The organism is Roseateles sp. P5_D6 (assembly GCF_054049415.1).
Window position 1 is genome coordinate 252,461 of the sequence record NZ_JBFUMK010000011.1, and the last position, 17,603, is coordinate 270,063.

The 17,603-nt window shown below is 68.3% G+C and carries 16 protein-coding genes and 1 rRNA gene; 7 read left to right on the forward strand and 10 right to left on the reverse strand.

What is annotated here, in order from left to right:
- Positions 1–2 precede the first annotated feature (2 nt).
- The 5 genes from nagZ to ACXJKM_RS17090 are packed head-to-tail and all read right to left on the reverse strand — an operon-like array spanning position 3 to position 5,250.
- Complete coding sequence (nagZ, locus tag ACXJKM_RS17070) at positions 3–1,475, reverse strand: beta-N-acetylhexosaminidase (protein WP_457353861.1); 1,473 nt, start codon at positions 1,473–1,475, stop codon at positions 3–5.
- A gap of 8 nt (positions 1,476–1,483) precedes the next feature.
- Entirely contained in the window at positions 1,484–2,506 is a 1,023-nt protein-coding gene (locus tag ACXJKM_RS17075; protein WP_457353862.1) for an SIS domain-containing protein, read from the reverse strand.
- Complete coding sequence (gene nagA / locus ACXJKM_RS17080) at positions 2,487–3,617, reverse strand: N-acetylglucosamine-6-phosphate deacetylase (RefSeq protein WP_457353864.1); 1,131 nt, start codon at positions 3,615–3,617, stop codon at positions 2,487–2,489. Before nagA ends, ACXJKM_RS17075 begins: the two co-directional genes overlap by 20 nt.
- Positions 3,617–4,345 (reverse strand): GntR family transcriptional regulator, encoded by a 729-nt coding sequence (locus ACXJKM_RS17085; RefSeq protein ID WP_056194626.1) that lies wholly within the window; start codon positions 4,343–4,345, stop codon positions 3,617–3,619. The genes nagA and ACXJKM_RS17085 overlap by 1 nt, the downstream gene beginning before the upstream one ends.
- Complete coding sequence (locus tag ACXJKM_RS17090) at positions 4,342–5,250, reverse strand: BadF/BadG/BcrA/BcrD ATPase family protein (RefSeq protein ID WP_457353866.1); 909 nt, start codon at positions 5,248–5,250, stop codon at positions 4,342–4,344. Before ACXJKM_RS17090 ends, ACXJKM_RS17085 begins: the two co-directional genes overlap by 4 nt.
- Positions 5,251–5,430: 180 nt before the next feature.
- Here ACXJKM_RS17090 and ACXJKM_RS17095 point away from each other — a divergent pair, with 180 nt between their 5' ends.
- Entirely contained in the window at positions 5,431–6,909 is a 1,479-nt protein-coding gene (locus ACXJKM_RS17095) for a GAF domain-containing protein (protein ID WP_457353868.1), read from the forward strand.
- A gap of 106 nt (positions 6,910–7,015) precedes the next feature.
- A complete protein-coding gene (gene lplT, locus ACXJKM_RS17100) occupies positions 7,016–8,287 on the forward strand; it encodes a lysophospholipid transporter LplT (RefSeq protein WP_457353870.1) in 1,272 nt (423 codons plus the stop codon).
- Positions 8,288–8,299: 12 nt separating this feature from the next.
- Here the strand turns inward: lplT and ACXJKM_RS17105 are convergent, their stop codons facing one another.
- Positions 8,300–9,541 carry a glycosyltransferase family 4 protein gene (locus ACXJKM_RS17105; RefSeq protein WP_457353872.1) on the reverse strand — a complete coding sequence of 414 codons (1,242 nt, stop codon included), beginning with the start codon at positions 9,539–9,541 and terminating at the stop codon, positions 8,300–8,302.
- A gap of 113 nt (positions 9,542–9,654) precedes the next feature.
- Between ACXJKM_RS17105 and ACXJKM_RS17110 the strand changes: the two genes are divergently transcribed.
- The 3 genes from ACXJKM_RS17110 to asd are packed head-to-tail and all read left to right on the forward strand — an operon-like array spanning position 9,655 to position 12,837.
- A complete protein-coding gene (locus ACXJKM_RS17110; RefSeq protein ID WP_457353874.1) occupies positions 9,655–10,269 on the forward strand; it encodes an Mpo1-like protein in 615 nt (204 codons plus the stop codon).
- A 4-nt stretch (positions 10,270–10,273) separates the two neighbouring features.
- On the forward strand, positions 10,274–11,920 hold the full coding sequence (locus tag ACXJKM_RS17115; protein WP_457353876.1) for an aminotransferase class III-fold pyridoxal phosphate-dependent enzyme: 1,647 nt from the start codon (positions 10,274–10,276) through the stop codon (positions 11,918–11,920).
- Entirely contained in the window at positions 11,920–12,837 is a 918-nt protein-coding gene (gene asd / locus ACXJKM_RS17120; protein ID WP_457353878.1) for an archaetidylserine decarboxylase, read from the forward strand. The genes ACXJKM_RS17115 and asd overlap by 1 nt, the downstream gene beginning before the upstream one ends.
- Here asd and ACXJKM_RS17125 read toward each other — a convergent pair.
- From ACXJKM_RS17125 to ACXJKM_RS17135, 3 genes are read right to left on the reverse strand one after another with little or no spacing between them, the layout of a single operon-like run.
- Positions 12,824–13,708, reverse strand: coding sequence for a UDP-2,3-diacylglucosamine diphosphatase (locus ACXJKM_RS17125; protein ID WP_056194611.1), 885 nt, complete (start codon positions 13,706–13,708; stop codon positions 12,824–12,826). The two genes, asd and ACXJKM_RS17125, sit on opposite strands and share 14 nt — an antisense overlap.
- A gap of 35 nt (positions 13,709–13,743) precedes the next feature.
- The gene (locus ACXJKM_RS17130) at positions 13,744–14,397 is read right to left on the reverse strand and encodes a DsbA family protein (protein ID WP_457353880.1); all 654 of its coding nucleotides are present in this window, start codon (positions 14,395–14,397) and stop codon (positions 13,744–13,746) included.
- Positions 14,398–14,439: 42 nt separating this feature from the next.
- On the reverse strand, positions 14,440–15,465 hold the full coding sequence (locus tag ACXJKM_RS17135; RefSeq protein ID WP_457353882.1) for an alpha/beta hydrolase family protein: 1,026 nt from the start codon (positions 15,463–15,465) through the stop codon (positions 14,440–14,442).
- A 100-nt stretch (positions 15,466–15,565) separates the two neighbouring features.
- On the opposite strand from ACXJKM_RS17135, the gene ACXJKM_RS17140 reads away from it, so the two are divergent.
- Together ACXJKM_RS17140 and ACXJKM_RS17145 are read left to right on the forward strand one after the other, a co-directional pair.
- Entirely contained in the window at positions 15,566–16,573 is a 1,008-nt protein-coding gene (locus ACXJKM_RS17140) for a LysR family transcriptional regulator (protein ID WP_457353884.1), read from the forward strand.
- A gap of 65 nt (positions 16,574–16,638) precedes the next feature.
- Positions 16,639–17,196, forward strand: a complete 558-nt coding sequence (locus tag ACXJKM_RS17145) for a 2'-5' RNA ligase family protein (protein WP_457353886.1) — start codon at positions 16,639–16,641, stop codon at positions 17,194–17,196.
- A gap of 199 nt (positions 17,197–17,395) precedes the next feature.
- Here ACXJKM_RS17145 and rrf read toward each other — a convergent pair.
- Positions 17,396–17,508, reverse strand: a 5S ribosomal RNA gene (gene rrf, locus ACXJKM_RS17150).
- Positions 17,509–17,603: the final 95 nt, after the last annotated feature.

Consider the following 17,603-nt stretch of genomic DNA (forward strand, 5'->3'; position numbering starts at 1 on the left):
CATCACTGCAGTCCCTGCGGCGCGCGGCCGGTGGCTTGGGCTCGGCCTTCCAGCCAGGCCTTGAGGCCGGCCAGCGCACCGGGCGCAAAGCCCCAGCTCAGCACGGTCGGGCCGGCGACGTCCAGGCTCTGGTAGGGGTTCCACAGCGACAGGTGCAGGTCCGGCCGCCACTCGCTCGCGGCCAAGCCGTAGCGGGCGCGGCGCGTAGAGACCAGCACATTGACACGCCCGTCCTTGGGCACGGTGCGCCAGTCGAGCTGGGCGATGTCGTCGACCATCTGGACCTGGGCGTCGCTGAAGGACTCGAACAGGGCCACGGCTTGTCGGCCAGTGGGGCCGGCCTCGGAGACCATGTCGGTCGGCACATCGCCCTGCACGATGACGCGGATGGGTGCATCCAAAGCCGGCGGCCTGGCACCGCGCAGTGCGGTCAGGCCCGCGGCCCAGGCTTCGGCCATCAACGCATGGTCGGCCGCCCGGGCAGCGCTGTCGTCCACGGCGCGGGCCGGGTAGGCGGCGGCGAGGCGGTCCAGGCGGCGATTGGCCGTCTCGCCCTGCTCGGGCGTCAATCGGCCGCTGTTGAAGGCATCGCGTAGCGCGTGGATCGCCACGAGCTGCTCGGCCGGCGAGCCCTGGGCCAGCACCATGTCGGCGCCGGCCTCGATGGCCATGACGGCGGACCTGGCGTAGCCGAAGCGCTCGGCCACGGCCTTCATCATCAGCGCATCGGTGATGACGACGCCGTCATAGCCCCAGTCCTGGCGCAGGATGCCGCCGATCAGTTGCGGCGACAGCGTGGCCGGGCGGTCAGGGTCGATCTGCGGGTAGACGATGTGGGCCGTCATCATGGCCGGCGCCTGCGAGGCCAGTGCCTTGAAGGGCGCCAGCTCCAGTGCGTTCAGCTCGGCACGCGTCTTGTCGACGGTGGGCAGGGCGTGGTGCGAGTCCACATGCGTGTCGCCATGGCCGGGGAAGTGCTTCACGCAGCAGGCCACGCCTTCGCGCAGCGAGCCACGCATCCACGCAGCCGCGAGACGGCTGACCTCGACCGGGTCGTTGGAAAAGCTGCGCTCGCCGATGACCGGGTTGGCCGGGTTGTTGTTGACGTCGAGCACCGGCGCGAAATTCCAGTTGATGCCCAGCGACTTCAGCCCGCGCGCCACCGCGGCGCCCACGGCCTCGGCACGGTCGGCGTCGCCACTCGCGCCCAAGGCCATCGCCGACGGCGGCTGCGGCAGGAAGGTCACGCGAACCACGGCGCCGCCCTCCTGGTCGATGCCGATCAGCGCCTCAGGGCCGAGCACTTCGATGAGGTCGCTCATCAGCGCGCGCACCTCGCTCTCGCTGCCGATGTTCTTGCGGAACAGGCAGACCGAGCGGATCTTCTGCTGGCGCAGAAAGGCCGCAGTCTCAGCGTCAAGAGACTGGCCGGGGATATCGACCATCACGAGACGGCCGGGGTCGAAGGTGCTCATGGCTGTTCTCAGTGGGTCTTGGTGACCTTGGCCAGGTTGGGCGGCACATCGGGGTTGAAGCCCCGTGCGCGCGCCAGCGCCTCGACCATGGGATAGAAGCTCTGCACGAGGGCGATGGGATCGAGGTCCTCGTTGCCCGTCGTGACCAGCGGCAGCTCGGCGCCGGGCGTACCGATGGGGGCGGCCAGCAGCACGCGGCCACCACGGCTGCGCATTTCCTCGGCGATGGCCAGCAGGCCGGCCTGGGCCGGGCCGCGCGGCGCGAAGATCAGCAGTGGATAGCCGTCGCGCACCAGGGCCATGGGGCCGTGCTTGACCTCGGCGCCCGAGAAAGCCTCGGCCTGGATACCGCAGGTTTCCTTGAGCTTGAGCGCCGCTTCCATCGCGACGGCCAGGCCCGTGCCACGGCCGAGCACAAAGAGGCGGTCCTCGTTCTGCAGCACCGGCAGCGCGGCGCTCCAATCCAGCTTGGCGGCCTGCTCCAACGCGATGGGCAGCACGTTCAGCGCGGCGCGCAGGGCGTCGTCCTGCTGCCAGGCAGCGACGACGCGGGCGCCGGCCACCAGCTGGGCGATATAGCTCTTCGTAGCGGCCACGCTCTTCTCAGGGCCGGCGTGCAGCTCGAACACGTGTTCCGCCGCGGCCGCGAGCGGCGAGCCGCTGGCGTTGACGAAGGCCACCGTGCGCGCACCGCCTTCGCGGAAGAACTTCGTCGGCGCGATCAGGTCGGGGCTCTGGCCGGACTGCGAGAAGGCCATCGACAGCAGGCCCTGGCAGTGGATGCGGCTCTGGTAGAGCGTGATCAGCGACATCGGCAGCGAGGTGACCAGCCGGCCCAGGCGCGCCATGACGAGGTAGGCCAGGTAGTGAGCCGCATGGTCGGAGCTGCCGCGCGCAATCGTCAGCACGCTGCTGGGCGGCTGCTCCTGCAGCGCCTGGCCCAGGCGGGTATAGCTCAGCGGGTCCGCTGCCAGTTGGCGGGCCACCACGTCCGGCGCGCTCAGCGCCTCTTCAAGCATCAACGACGACATCGATCTCTTCACCTTCTACAAACACGCGCCGCAGATTCAGTGCGGCATCCATCACGACCACATCGGCCCAGGCGCCAGCCTCAAGGCGCCCGCGGTCTGTCAGGCCCAGGTATTCGGCGGCCGCGGTCGACACACGCCGCGACGCTTCGGGCAAGGTCAGGCCCACGGTCTGCACGAGGTTGCGCAGCGCCTGGTCCATCGTCAGGGCGCTGCCGGCCAGCGTGCCGTCGGCCAGGCGCACACCGCCCAGGCATTTCTGCACCGTGTATTCGCCGAGGCGGTATTCGCCGTCGGGCATGCCGGCTGCGGCGGTCGAGTCGGTCACGCAGAACAGGCCGGGGATGCAGCGCAGCGCGACGCGGATGGCGCCGGGGTGCACATGCATGAGGTCGGGGATGAGCTCGGCGTGTTCGCCGTGGGCGAGCGCCGCGCCGACCATGCCGGGCTCGCGGTGGTGCAGGCCGGTCATCGCGTTGAAGAGGTGGGTGAAGCCCGCGGCGCCGGCCTGGAGGGCCGCCACGCCGTCGTCATAGTCGCCATTGCTGTGGCCGATCTGCACACGGATGCCGGCGTCGCGCAGCGGGCCGATCAGCGCGAGGTGGCCGACCATCTCGGGCGCGATGGTCAGCACCTTGATGGGCGCGAATTCGTTGAGCCGCTGCACCTCTTCCAGCGTCGCGGGGATGGCATGCGCAGGCTGGGCACCGAGTCGATCAGGGCTGATGTACGGGCCTTCGAGATGCACGCCGAGCACGCGGGCCGACTGGCGGCCGCGCTGGCGGCAGACCGGGCCCAGCGCCTTCAGCGCGGCCTCGATCTCGCCGACCGGCGCCGTCATCGTCGTGGCCAGCAGCGCCGTCGTGCCGTGGCGGGCGTGGCGGCGCGCAATCGTCGCGATGGCGTCGCCGCCCTCCATCGTGTCGCGGCCACCGCCGCCATGCACATGGGTGTCGATGAAGCCGGGCAACAGGATGGACCGGCCGCCCTCGCCGGCGCGCAAGACATCGATGGGCGTGCCGCTGACGGCCGCGATGCGGCCGTGGGCGATGTCCAGGTGGCCGGTGATCACGCCCTGGGGCGTGACGATGTCGCCTTCGAGTCGAAGTTTCATCAGTCCCTGCGCATCTCGGCCACGAAGTCGTAGTAGTCGCTTCGGCAATAGGAATGCGTCAGCTCGACGGCCTGGCCCGAGGACAGATAGCCGACCCGCGTGATGAAGAGGACGGCCGCACCTAACGGCACCTCCAGCAGACCGGCGAGCTTGGCGTCGGCATTCAGCGCGCGGATGTGCTGCAGCGCGCGCACCGGCGCGCGGTCGCCAAGATGGGTGTAGAGCGACGCCTCGACCTTCTGCGGGTCGGGCAGCACGGTCTGCGGCAGCACCGAGACTTCGTAGGCCATGACGACCGAGTCGGCCAGGCGCAAGCGCTCCAGGCGGGCGACGCGCTCACCGCTCTTCAGCTCCAGCGACAGCTGCTCGTCGGGTGCCGCCGGCGTGAAGCCGCGCAGCAGCCAGCGCGAGCTGGGCACGAAGCCTCGCTGGTGCAGTTCTTCCGAGAAGCTGGTCAGGCGCGTCAGCGGCTGCTCCAGCTTGGGCGCGATGTAGTTGCCCGAGCCGCGCTTGCGGATGATCAGCCCCTGCTCGACGAGACGGTCGATGGCCTTGCGCGCGGTGACACGCGACAGCTCGAGCTGCTCGGCCAGCACGCGCTCGCTGGGCAGGGCCTCGTCGGCGTGGAAGACCCCCTCGCGGATGGCCGTCGCCAGGCTCTGCGCGAGCTGCATGTAGAGCGGCGACGCCGCATTGGGATCAGGCTTGAAATTGAAGACGGCGCTCATGCGTGGTTCATTTCTTGTTGTTGAATCAACCAGAGCGCGCCGATGACCGGCTCGCCCTGAGGTTCGACACGGCGAGACTGCAAGGCCGGGCTGAGGCGCGCGCCCAAGCGCAGCGCGATGCTGCCGGCCAGGGCCAGCGGCAGGGTGGGATGGAGGGCGGCAGCGAGGGCGTCGAGCGCACCCGCCGCCTGCGCCAGCAGCACGCTGGCGGCAGGGTCGTTTTCTTCGTGCTCGAAGACCAGGGGCGCCAAGCTGGCATAGCCCCTCTGCCCGGCTTGGGCACAGAAGCCCAGCATTTCTTCGCGCGTCGCGCCGGTCTGGCGCCAGACGGCCTGCACCAGCGGACCGGCCGGGACGCGGCTGTCGTAGGCGGCTTGAGCAAGCTTCATGGCCTGTTGGCCGAGCCACGCGCCACTGCCCTCATCGCCGATTTGCCAGCCCCAGCCGCCCACCATGCGGCGGCTGCCGTCGGGCAGCAGGGCCTCGGCAACCGAGCCAGTGCCTGAAATCAACAGTGCACCGGGCTGGCCATCATGGGCGCCCAGCAGGGCGACGAGGCCGTCGGTGACCAAACTGAAGCGAGCCACGCCGGGGTCGGCCGCGACAAAGGCGCGCAATTGCGCCGGCACGCCGGTGCCCGACAGGCCCAGGCCGATAGCGCAATCCCGCAGCGTCAAACCAGGCACGCCGGCGTGGTCGATGGCCTCGGCGATATGCCGCCAGGCCTGCTCGGCGCCCTGGCCGAGGGCCGAAGCGCCTGCCTCACCGCGGCCGAGAATGTGCCCATGCGCATCGGCCACGACGGCCCGCGTGCTGGTGCCGCCCCCGTCGATGCCGACCCACCAGCGCGCAGGCCGGCCGGAGTCGTGGGAAGTCAGCAGGGAGGGATCGAGAACAGGCGGCATGGTCGACGGGATTCTGTCGATACCACTCTAATACCAACGACCATGCACGTCAATTGGTTTTAAACTGGTCTACGGCCACTCGATTGGGCTAAGGATCAGCCCGAGTCGGAGTGCGGCTTGCTCTCGGAATCGACAAGAATACCAGTGAGAAACCAACCCGATCCATCCGGATCCGCCGCCGTGTTCACCCTCCACCCTGCCGCCAGCGAAGCCCTGGCCGACCTGCTGGGCCGTATCGCCCGCGTCGCCCATCGCCACCCTGCCGCGGCCGACCGGCTGCTGGATGCGCTCAGCGTAAACGCTTTCACGGCGGGCGACACCGCTGTCGGTGTCGACGCCCTGTATGCGCGCTTTGGCCTGCTGGAGCCACGCGGTCGCGCGCTCGAACTGTTGCCGGCGCTTGAGCAGGCCGGCGCCCTGGCCGCAGCCGGTCATTTCCCGGTGCAGGCCGCGCGAGTCTGCGAGGCTCTGGGCCGCATCGCCTATCAGCAAGGCGAGTACCAGCTCGCCAGCGAGCAGTGGTCGCGCGCATTGGACCTGTCGGAAGTCAGCGGCCACCTGCAGACCGGCGTGGCTGCGCGCATCGGCCTGGGCCAGATCCACTACGCCCAAAGCGGCTGGGCCCGCGGCTTGCGCCAGATGCGTGATGCCGGCGAGCAGATGGCGTTGCTGAGCAAAGGCGGCGACGACAGCTACCTGGCCGCCAAGCTGGCGCTGAACATCGGCGTCGGCAGTTTTGAGACTGGCGACCTGCCCGCCGCCGAGCGCCATTTCAGCCATGGCCTGGCCGCGGCGCGGCGCGGCGGCCACCGCGTCTTCGAGGCCGAGGCGCATTGGCATCTTGCCCGCGCAGCGCTGGCCCGTCAGCGCATGGACTGGGCCGTGGCCGACTGCCGTCTGGCGCTCGACATTGCTGCTCGCCACGGCTACCCCTGGCTGGAGGCGGCCGCCAGCCGCACCTGGACCGAGATCGCCCTGGCCCGCGGCGACAACGCCGCCGCCGTGCGCTCGACCCGCCACGGCCTGGCCCTGGCCCAGCGCATCCAGGCTCGTGCGCAGGCACGCCAGGCCCACCTGCAACTGGCCGAGCTGCTGCAGGCGGAGGGCGATGCCCCCGGCGCACTGGACCACCTCTGGCAACACCTGGCCCTGCAGTCCGAGATCGAGCGCCTCAGCCTGCCCGCTCGCACGACGTTGGCCGCGCCGCCGGCCGAGGAGGCCGGCACGCCGGTCACGCCGGAGGAATTGCTGCTGCATCTGTGCGGCCAGCGCCAGCGCCTGTCCACGGCAACGCCGCCCGAGGCATTGGCTGAGCTGAAGGCGGCGAGCATCCGCATCCTCGGGCTGGCCAGCGTGATCCGTTGGCCGCTCGGCCAAGGCGGACTGAGCAACGCTGAGCAGCCGCGCTACGTCGACCTGCTGACCCGCCATGGCGCGCCGCTCGCGCTGCCGGATGCGGCCCTGCATCCCTGCCATGCCGAGCTGTCCGGCCTGCAAGGCGCCGCCGAGGCGCGTATCGAGGTGCCCCTGTATGACGGTGCGCAGCTGGCCGGCGCCCTGTGGCTGGTCGATGCCCGCACGACGCGGGCCTGGACGCGCCAGGAGCTGCTGATCGCCAGCCAACTGGCACTGCTGTTCGAGGTGGTGATCAGAGGCTGAGGCGCGTGGGGCGAGCGCGGCTGTTGAAGAGCAGCCCCACCTTTCGCTGCCCGGAATCCGGCCGCGTCATCGCCTTTTCACGCCGCACTGTCACAGTGCGGCACTCGTGCACGCCACCTCCTCCGACACCCACTCACTCTGCGCCGCACGCCCCGCCCTGCCGCGCGGCTTCGGCCTCGTCATCGGCGCGCAGTTCGCCTCGGCGCTGGCCGACAACGCCCTGCTCATCGTCGCCATCGCGCTGCTCGCGCAGCAGGGCTTCCCGCTGTGGTGGGCGCCACTGCTGAAGGTGGGCTTCATGGCCGCCTATGTGCTGCTCGCGCCCTGGGTCGGGCCACTGGCCGACGCCTTCGCCAAGGGCCGCGTGATGGCGGCGATGAATGTCGTCAAGATGGTGGGCCTCGCGCTGCTGGCCTTCGGCCTGCACCCGGTCGCCGCGCTGGCGGTCGTCGGCCTCGGCGCCGCGGCCTATGCGCCGGCCAAGTACGGCCTCATCACCGAGATGGCGGCGCCCGAGGCGCTCGTGAAGGCCAATGGCTGGATCGAGATCAGCGTCGTCTCCGCGGCACTGCTGGGCGCGGTGCTGGGCGGCGCGCTGGTCAGCCCCCTTTGGTTGGCCTCGGGCATGGCCGACTTCTGCGATGGCCTGAACCTGCCGGCCGACAAGCTGACGGGCTCGCTCGCGGCCCTGCTCGTCATCTATGCGGTATCCAGCCTGCTGAACGCCGGCATCGCGGACAGCGGGCGGCGCCAGCGCAGCGTCGCGCACGATCCAGCGACGCTGCTGCGCGAATTCCGCGCTGCCAACCGCACACTCTGGCGCGACCGCGAGGGTGGCTTGTCGCTGGCGGCAACGACGCTGTTCTGGGGCGTCGGGGCGACGCTGCAGTTCGCGGTGTTGAGATGGGCTGGCGAGGCACTCGCGCTGCCCTTGAGCCAGGCAGCCTATCTGCAGGCGGCGGTGGCGGTGGGCGTCATCGGCGGCGCGGCGGCGGCAGGGCGCTGGCTGGCGTTGCACCAGGCGCGGCATGGGCTTTGGGCCGGCATCGCACTGGGCCTGCTGATGCCAGTGGTGGCCGAGGTCAGCGAGGTGGCAACGGCCGCGGTCGTGCTCGCTCTGGTCGGCGCCGTGGGTGGCGCGATGGTCGTGCCCCTGAACGCGCTGCTGCAGCACCGCGGCGCGACGCTGCTGAGCGCGGGGCGGTCCATCGCCGTGCAGGGGTTCAATGAAAACCTGAGCGTGCTGGCGATGCTGGCGACCTATGCCGGCTGCGAAGCCGCGGGTGTGCCGATCGCGGTGACGCTCAGCGGGCTGGGCGTGCTGGTTGCGGGCGCGATTGCAGCGCTGATCTGGGTGGACACCCGCAGCCGCGCCTAGAGGCTCCTCGCGTCAGGCCGCGGCCTGCAAACCCGTCAGTCGGAACACCGGCTCGCCGCGCGCGATGGCGCCTTCCAGCACCGATTCGAAACGCGCCGTGATATCGGCCCAATCCAATCGCCTTGCCGTGGCTCGCGCCGCCTCGGCCACCACCCGGCGGGCGTTGGCGTCCATGGCGGCAACGCCCGCCGCCGCGACAAAGGCGTCTTCCTTGCCCGGCCCGGCCAGCCAGCCGTTCACGCCGCTACGGATCAACTCGCCCGCAGCCGCACTCTCGAAGGCGATGACGGCGCAGCCGCTGGCCATGGCCTCGGTCGTCACATTGCCGAAGGTCTCGGTCAGGCTTGCAAACAGGAAAAGGTCCAGCCCTGCGTAATGCGCCGCCAGATCGTCGCCACCGCGCTGTCCTGCAAACACGGCGTCGGGAACACGCGCCGCCAGCTCGGCACGCATCGGCCCGTCGCCGACGAAGACGAGGCGGGCACGCGGTTGCAGCCGCTTCACAGCTTCAAAAGCGGCCAGCACGACGCCAAGGTTCTTCTCGGGGGCCAGGCGGCCGACGTAACCCATGACCAGGTCGTCAGACGCGGCGCCCCAGCTTGCGCGCATCGCAGCGTTGCGTCGCGCCGGATCGAAGCGCTGCGTATCGACACCACGGCCCACCACCGACAGCCGCTCGAAACCGCGTTCGGCCAGCAGCACGCGCATGGCCTCGGTGGGCACCATGGTTGCGTCGCAGCGGTTATGGAATTTGCGCAGATAGCCCATGATGGGCTTGGACAGCAGGCCCAGGCGGTAGTGCTTGCCGTAGGCATGGAAGTTGGTGCGGTAGTCGGACGTGACGGGCAGCGACAGGTGCTGGGCCGCCTGGAGTGCCGACCAACCCAGTGGCCCTTCGGTCGCGATGTGAACGACGTCGGGACGGCGCAGCGACCACAGCTTCACGAGGCTGCGCTTGCTGGGCACACCCATGCGCAGGTTGGGATACAGCGGCACGGGCAGGCCCTTGGTCAGGACTTCGTCGATCTCGGGCTTGCCGGTGGGCTGCATGCCCATCCGGGCTGGCTGGCGGGGGCGGATGAGCTGCACGTCGTGGTTGCGGCGGTTCAGACCGTCCACGACGCGAGCCATCGACATGGCGACGCCGTTGACTTCGGGCGGATAGGTCTCCGTCACCACCGCGAGCCGACGCGAATGGCGCGGCGCGGGCAAGTCGTCAACCAGGATGTCGTCGGCGTCGGGTGGGGTGTTCATGCGCGCATGGTCAGCAGTTCATGCAACAGCACGATGACAACCGGACCGTCACGCCGATTTCACGCAAGCAGCCCACCATCGCGCCGCTAGCCACCCAAACACGAGGACGGGACGTGAACGAATTCTTTCAAACCCTGAAGACCCAGCGCTGGGACGACCACCGCTACTACCACCACAGCCGCATCAACCAAAGCCTGCACCTGATCAGCGCGCTGAGCTTCCTGGTGTCGTATGCGCTGTTGTTCGTGAATCCCGCGTGGTCGGCACTGCTGGCTTGGTGCGTATCGATGACGACGCGCCAGGCGGGCCACTTCTTCTTCGAGCCGCGTGGCTATGACGAGGTGAACCAGGCCACCGACGAGTACAAGGAAGAGATCAAGATTGGCTACAACATCCGCCGCAAGATCGTGCTCATGGCGGTGTGGGTGGCGCTGCCGGCGGTGCTGTGGTTGGCGCCGTCGCTGGGCGGCCTGATCCAGCCCGCCGTGGGCCTGCAGGGCTATGTCGAGGACGTGGGCATGGCCTGGTTCTGCCTGGGCGTGACGGGCCTGGTCTTCCGCGTCGTGCAGCTGTGGGTGACGCAGAACCTGATGCAGGGTCTGGCCTGGGGCTTCAAGATCATCACCGACCCCTTCCACGACGTGATGCTGTACTGGAAGGCGCCGCTGTACCTGCTGCGCGGTCAGCTCATTGACCCGATGGACCACGTCGGCCAGCAGGCGCATTGAGCTGATGGACGAAACCCTCACCTTCTCGGCACTGGCGCTCGGCTTGCTGGCGCTGCTGCCGGCCGCCAAGCGGCGCATCGAGCTGTCGCGGGCCAAGCACCGGTCGCTGGCCGGGCATTCGCGCATGGCCAAGCGGCTAGCGCGCTGGGTGCCGGGCTATGCCTACGACGAGGCGCAGTTCTTCGCGGCCGACGGCGCGCCGGCCGATGTGGCCGCGCAGCGCAAGGCGGCGCTGCAGCGACTGGGCGCCGAGTTCAACACGCGCTTTGCGAAGACGCTCGCGGCCACCGAGCAGGCGCGCGACACCATCTCCGACCTGCGTTTCACCGGCCGCTACCGCGTGCCCTTCCAGTTCAGCCCCGTGCTGCGCGAGCATCTGAAGGTGGGCGCCTTCCTGAAGCACAGCGAGGGCGTGCAGGTGGAGGACCTGGACGGCAACCGGCTCTACGACCTGACCGGCTCCTACGGCGTCAATGTGTTGGGCTATGACGCCTACAAGGAATGCATCGACGAGGCGGTCATAACGGCGCGCAACCTCGGCCCCGTGCTCGGCGCCTACCACCCCTGCGTGCTGGATGTGCTGTCGCGGCTGAAGGCCATCTCCGGTCAGGACGAGGTGAGCTTCCACATGTCCGGCACCGAGGCCGTCATGCAGGCCGTGCGGCTGGCGCGTTATCACACCAAGAGGAAGCGCCTGGTGCGCTTTGCCGGTGCGTACCACGGCTGGTGGGAGGACGTGCAGCCCGGCCCGGGCAACCCGCTGCCGCCGCGCGAGACTTTCACGCTGCAGGACATGGCCGAGCGTTCGCTCAAGGTGCTGGCGACGCGCCGCGACATCGCCTGCGTGCTGGTCAATCCGCTGCAGGCACTTCATCCCAACGCGAGTGCGCCGGGTGACTCCGCGCTGATCGACGGCAGCCGCCGCGCGAGCTACGACCGCGAGGCCTACACGGCCTGGCTCAAGAAGCTGCGCGAGGTGTGCACGGCACGCGGCATCGTGCTGATCTTCGACGAGGTGTTCGTGGGTTTTCGCCTGGCACCGGGCGGCGCTCAAGCGTACTTCGGCGTGAAGGCCGACCTCGTCACCTACGGCAAGACGCTTGGCGGCGGGTTGCCGGTGGGTGTGGTGTGCGGCAGCCGCGCACTGATGCAGCGTTACCGCGAGGACCGGCCGGCGGACATCTGCTTTGCACGCGGCACCTTCAATGCGCACCCCTACGTGGTGGCCGCAATGGCGGCGTTCCTGAAGCGGATCGAGCGCCCCGAGACGAAAGCGCTGTACGACGGCCTCGACGCACGCTGGAACGCGCGCTGCGCGCAGTTCAACGCCCGCCTGCAGGCGGCCGGCGCGCCTGTGCGCATGGCCAATCTGTCGACGATCTGGACCGTGATGTACGACCAGCCCGGCCGCTACCACTGGATGCTGCAGTTCTATCTGCGCAAGCATGGCCTGGCGCTGAGCTGGGTGGGCACGGGCCGGCTGATCTTCAGCCTGAACTACAGCGACGCCGAGTTCGCCGAGGTTATGAACCGCTTCATCGCCGCGTGCGACGAGATGCGTGCTGACGGCTGGTGGTGGACCGCGCCCGAGCTGACCGCCAAGGCCATCCGCCGCGGCGTTTTTCGCGAGATGCTGGAGCAGAAGTTCTGATGAAAGACCGCGAAGCATCGCCCGCGCTGAGCGTCGGGATGAATGACCACGCGCGGCCCCGCCGGGGATGGTTCAAACGCCTCGTGGCGCAGGAAGACTTGAACTTCCTGCTGACCAACCGCGTGCCGCGGATCGCGCTCACGCAGATGATGGGTCGCTTCTCACGCATCGAGAGCCCGTGGCTGACGCGGCTGACCATTGCCGTCTGGCGGATGTTCACGCCGCTGGACCTGAGCGAGGCCAAGCACCAGAGCTTCCGTTCGCTGAAGGATTGCTTCACCCGCGAGCTGAGACCCGGCTCACGCGTGTTCGACGCGCGGCCTGAAATCTTTGCAAGCCCCAGCGACGCCATCGTCGGCGCGACCGGCGTCGTCGAACGCGGGCAGGTCTACCAGGCCAAGGGGTTTCCATATTCGACCGAGGAGCTGTTCGGGCCGACCCAGGACGCCTGCGCCTTCGAGGGCGGCCGCTTCGTCACGCTGCGGCTGACGTCGGCGATGTACCACCGCTTCCACGCGCCGGCGGACGGCACGGTGGAGCATGTGACCTATCTGAGCGGAGACACGTGGAACGTGAATCCGGTGGCACTGAAGCGTGTGGAACGGCTGTTCTGTCGCAACGAGCGCGCCGTGGTGCGCATGACGCTCTCAAGCGGTCATCCGATCGCGCTGGTGCCTGTCGCGGCCATCCTGGTGGCCAGCATCCGCCTGCACTTCCTCGACGTGCTGCTGCATCTCGGCCGCAAGGGTGCGAACGAGATGCCTTGCTCGGCGCCGCACGTGAAAGGCCAGGAGATGGGCTGGTTCGAGCACGGTTCGACCATCATCGTCTTCGTGCCCAAGGGCTTTGACCTGGCCGAGGGCATTGCCCCGGACGTGCAGATCCGCGCCGGCCAGGCATTGCTCAGGCTGAGCTGACCGTATCCGGTGCCGCGGCCTTCGCGGCTGCCGGCATCGGCAGCGCCACAGGCACGGTCTTCGGCGCAGGCAGCATGCCGGGCAATGCCGCTTCGTCGCCTCGGTCGATGATCTCCAGCCGGCCGTCGAAGTGCTCGACGAGGGCTGTGAGGCTCTCCACCCAATCGCCGTCATTGCAGTAAAGGATGCCGTCGATCTCGCGGATCTCCGCATGATGAATGTGGCCGCAGACAACGCCGTGCGCACCGCGCTTCCTGGCCTCACGGGCAACGGCGTTTTCGAACTCGTTGATATAGCTGACCGCGCGCTTGACCTTGTGTTTCAGATAGCGCGACAGGCTCCAGTACGGCAGGCCGCATTTGGCGCGGATGCGGTTGAACCAACGGTTGACCTTGAGCGTGAACTCATAGGCCAGATCGCCCGCGATGGCCAGCCAGCGCGCGCACTGGATGACGCCGTCGTACAGGTCACCATGCGTGACCCACAGCCGTTTGCCGTCGGCCGTCACATGCATGGCCTCTTCCATCACATCGACGCCGCCGAAGTTGTGCGCGAGGTATTTGCGCGCGAATTCGTCATGGTTGCCGGGGATGAAGATGACCCGCGTGCCCTTGCGCGCCTTGCGCAGCAGTTTCTGCACGACGTCGTTATGCGCCTGCGGCCAGTACCAGGAGCGGCGCAGCTGCCAGCCGTCGATGATGTCGCCGACGAGGTAGAGCGTCTCGCACTCGACGTCGCGCAGGAAGTCGAGCAGGGCCTTGGCCTGGCAACCGGGGGTGCCCAGATGCAGGTCAGAGATCCAGACAGTTCGCACCGACAGCGTGGGCGTGTCGGCGGCAGCGGAGTCTTGCGTCGTCGGCATGGCGGGCATGCTGCCCGTATGTCATGACGCGAGCGTGAACATCCTCAGGCCAGTCCCTTGAACGGGCCGCTGCCCAGCCAACGCTCGATCTGGGCCTGGCGGTCGTTGCCCCAGAAGGGTTCCCCGTCGACGATGAAATGAGGCGCGCCAAACACGCCAGCGGCAATGGCAGCGTCGTTCTCGGCTTTGAGGCGGTTCTTCCAGACCGGGTCGCTCCAGGCGGCCTCGGCCGCGTCGGCATCAATGCCGGAATCGGCCAACAGCCCCTTCAGTGCCTCAACATCACCGAGCAAGATACCGCGCGTGAAATAGGCGCGCAGCCCGGCGTGCGCCCAAGCGACGGCGCGGGCCGGGTCCTGATCACTCAGCCACCAGAACACGCGCGCCGCGTTCTGCGTCGCGATCGGAAAGGCATCGGGCTGACGGTAGGGCAGTCCGGCGAAATGGGCCGAGCGCTCGAAGTCGCGCAGCGTGTAGTCGCGCTTGATCGGGTGAGCCACGGGCGATCTCAGCTCTGCAGCCTGGAAGGTCACGCCGAGCAGGATGGCATGCCATTGCACGCGCCGGCCATGCCGGGCGGCGACGGCCTCGACCCACTCCGAGGCGATGTAGGAATAGGGCGAGGAGAAGTCGAAATAGAACCGCACCGGCGCGCGCAGCACGGCGGTGTTGTCGGCAAGAAAGCGGTCGTCAATCATGACGCGACCTTAGCCGCGCCCAAGCGTGCACCGCAGCGGTGCTTACGCCGAGTGCAAGCGTGCTGCAAGCCGAGGTGTCGCGGCTTCGATGGGCTCGAGCAGGCGCGGCCAAAGCTTGGCACCCAGGTCACGTCGGAAGGGGCCGAAATGCTCGATTTTGCTGACGCCCAGATCGGCCGGAGCGACGGCATGGCGCTGCACGCGCGCGGCGCTGAAATGGCCGGCCAGCGCGTCGACGGCGGCGGCAGGACCGAAGAGATGGTCGTCTGTGACGCTCCACAGATGCGCCGGGCCGGTAAACCGGTGGTAGCTCCGCTCGCGCGCCAGGCTTTCGTCGCCGAACAGGAAGCCGGGCTTTCGCCCCCACGCGGCCCATTCCAGCGCCGCGGCAGCAGGCAGGTTCTCGGCGCGCGGGCCGAGCATGCGGCCGGGCGCATGGCCGAACAGCCTCACTGCGACCGGCAGCATCAGATGGAAGAACAGCCAAGCCTGCAGGCGCGCGAAGCCCGACCAATGCCCCAGGTAGGCCACCTGGGCCGCAACGCCAAGCAGCGCATCCACCTTGTCCTCGAAGCCGGGCACGAGGCCGACCGAGTTGCCGCCCAGCGAATGCCCGACCCACAGCAGGCCGAGTTCGCGGCGCTGGGCCGCAGCCTCCTCGCGCCGACGCTTGTCTGCCGCGTGCAAGGCTGCGCCCATGTCCACCCGAGCCCAATCCCGCAGGCGCACGTCCTCGCCGGGCTGCAAAGCCTCGCGCGAGGCAGCGATGCCTCGATAGTCGAAGCTCAACACGGCATAGCCGCGCCTGGCCAGCCACTCCGCGAAGTGGCGGTAATAGCTGGCCGGCACCGCCGTTGCGGCCCCTATCACGGCCACCGCGCGCACGCCGACGGCATGCGGGGGCTCAAACCACTGCGCCGCAAGCAGGCGGCCATCGCTGCAACGCAGCGGCGTCGGACAGACACGCACCTGCAGGTCGCGGGCGTGGGTGTCGTCCAGGTCCAGTGCACTTGTCGCCGGAATGGGCAGCGGCAGCGCATCGGCAGGGGTCAAGGGAAGGCTGTTCATCGGAACCTCGGGTCAGCGCGCTTGTGGCGGCGGTGGAGGCAGTCTAGATTGGCAACTTTTCAAGCAGTAGATCGTCTACAAGCCCCAGATCGTCAACAAAATGTCGACAAAGAACCCCGTCCCGCCTGGCGTCGGCCGACGCCGCCAGACCGCTGCCGAAGAGGCTTTGGACGCGAATGCGCTGGAGCTTTTCGCACGCATTGCCCAGGCCGGCAGCTTTGCCCAGGCGGCGCGGGACCTCGGGCTGACACGCGCGGCGATCAGCCGCCGCATTGCGGCTATCGAGAACGCAGTCGGCCTGGCGCTGTTCGCTCGCAGCACGCGCAGCCTGGGCCTGACGGAGGCCGGCCGGCGCCTCCACGCCCGTGCCCGCGCCGTTCGTGATGCGGCAGAGAGCGCCCGCCTGGCCCTGCGGCACGCGCGTGACCAGCTTGACGGCACGATCCGCATCAGCACCACCGCCGGTTTTGGCCGGCATGTGCTCGCGCCTTTGCTCGCGCGCTTCCAACTGTTGCACCCGGCCGTGCGCTACGAACTCTTCTTCACGGATCGCCGCGTGGACTTGATGCGCGAAGGGCTGGACATCGCGTTCCGCGTCACCAGCAAGCCACCCGAGCAATGGGTCGCCCAGCCGGTGCTGCCGTTTGTGGTCCGCGTCTACGGTCGCGGCCGACACACATCTGCGCAAGAGCCCCAGGATCTCGCCAACGCACCCCTGCTGCTGCTGGGCCAGGGAGAGGAGCCCGTCGTCACCGAGTGGCAGCACGACGATGGACGACGGCAGAGCGTGTCGCTGCAGGCGGTGGCCTGGGGCAGCGACCTGGACGGGCTTGTTGCTCTGGCGCGCCACGGCGCCGGATTGGTCATCGCACCGGATTTCTGCGTGGAGCCGCTGCGGGCGCTGCGGGATGAGGACGACGCTGCGGCCGGGACGCCGAGCTTGGGCTCGTTGACGGCAGCTGCGCTGGTCGACGTGCTGCCCGGATGGCGCATGCTGGCCGGTATTGACACTGTGCAAGCGTTGACCCTGCCGCTGCCTAGCGGCTCGGAAACCGCACGTGCGTTGGTTCGCTTCGTGCGGCAGTCGCTGGGCGGCGGTCGCGCGTGAGGGACTAAGGTGACTGAGCGGACGCCACCGATTACAAATCGTCTTGATGAGAGGCGGGGGACCCGATGAGCCGGCCGCGCTACCTGTTCATGGCCTGCCCATCGGCTGACGCAGGAGACTGCATCGAAACGGCAATTCAGGGACTCCATTTGGACCAGCGGTTGCGCACCTTGCTGGTTGCGCGCGCCAACTGGCATCAGTCACTGTCGGGTCGCTATTGGCCGGACGAGATGCCGGAGGTGGAACAACTCCTGCTGCGGGCGGGTGGCTTGATCGCGGCGCACGCTGTCACCATGACGCTCAGCTGGATTGTCAGCAACGAAGGCTATTCCGCATTGAAGCCGAGAGGGATGCCGGCCGGATTCGTCGATCTGCTACGTGCCATCAACGCCGCGCTCGCAAAGCAAGGGCTCAGCGCGTCGGCGCAGAACGTGCCGCACATCACCCTCAGCTATCTCGCCGCAATCGCCGATGCGCCCATCGCGATAGAACCCATCGACTGGACCATCGATCGCGTGCTGCTTGTCCGCAGCGAGGGTGACGGGGCGGGCTACCGCTACAGCGAAGTCGCGAGTTGGGAACTGCCTGCGGCGCCCCTGGCTCCGCAAATTGATTTGTTTTGAGTGGGCCTGAATTGGCGCCACCAATTCAATACGGCAACAGCACCCAACGGGCATCCGAAATCCGCCCATGTCGGCAGGCGGCATTGTTCATCACCGCCCGATTCGTTTGCCGCGCACTCTTGAATCCGGCTGAATATTCAGATCACCCAAAAACAAAACCCCTCACAGCCTGAGCTGGAGGGGTTTTGAGGGGTAAATAGCCTGACGATGACCTACTTTCACACGGGAATCCGCACTATCATCGGCGCTGGCTCGKTTCACTGTCCTGTTCGGGATGGGAAGGAGTGGGACCAAGTCGCTATGGTCGTCAGGCTTGACTGGTTGGTTCATTGACATGGTCAATAAACCCAATTCGTAGAGTCAGCAGAACTTGGTTTTATCCAATCTGCACGCTGCAAGTTTTATCG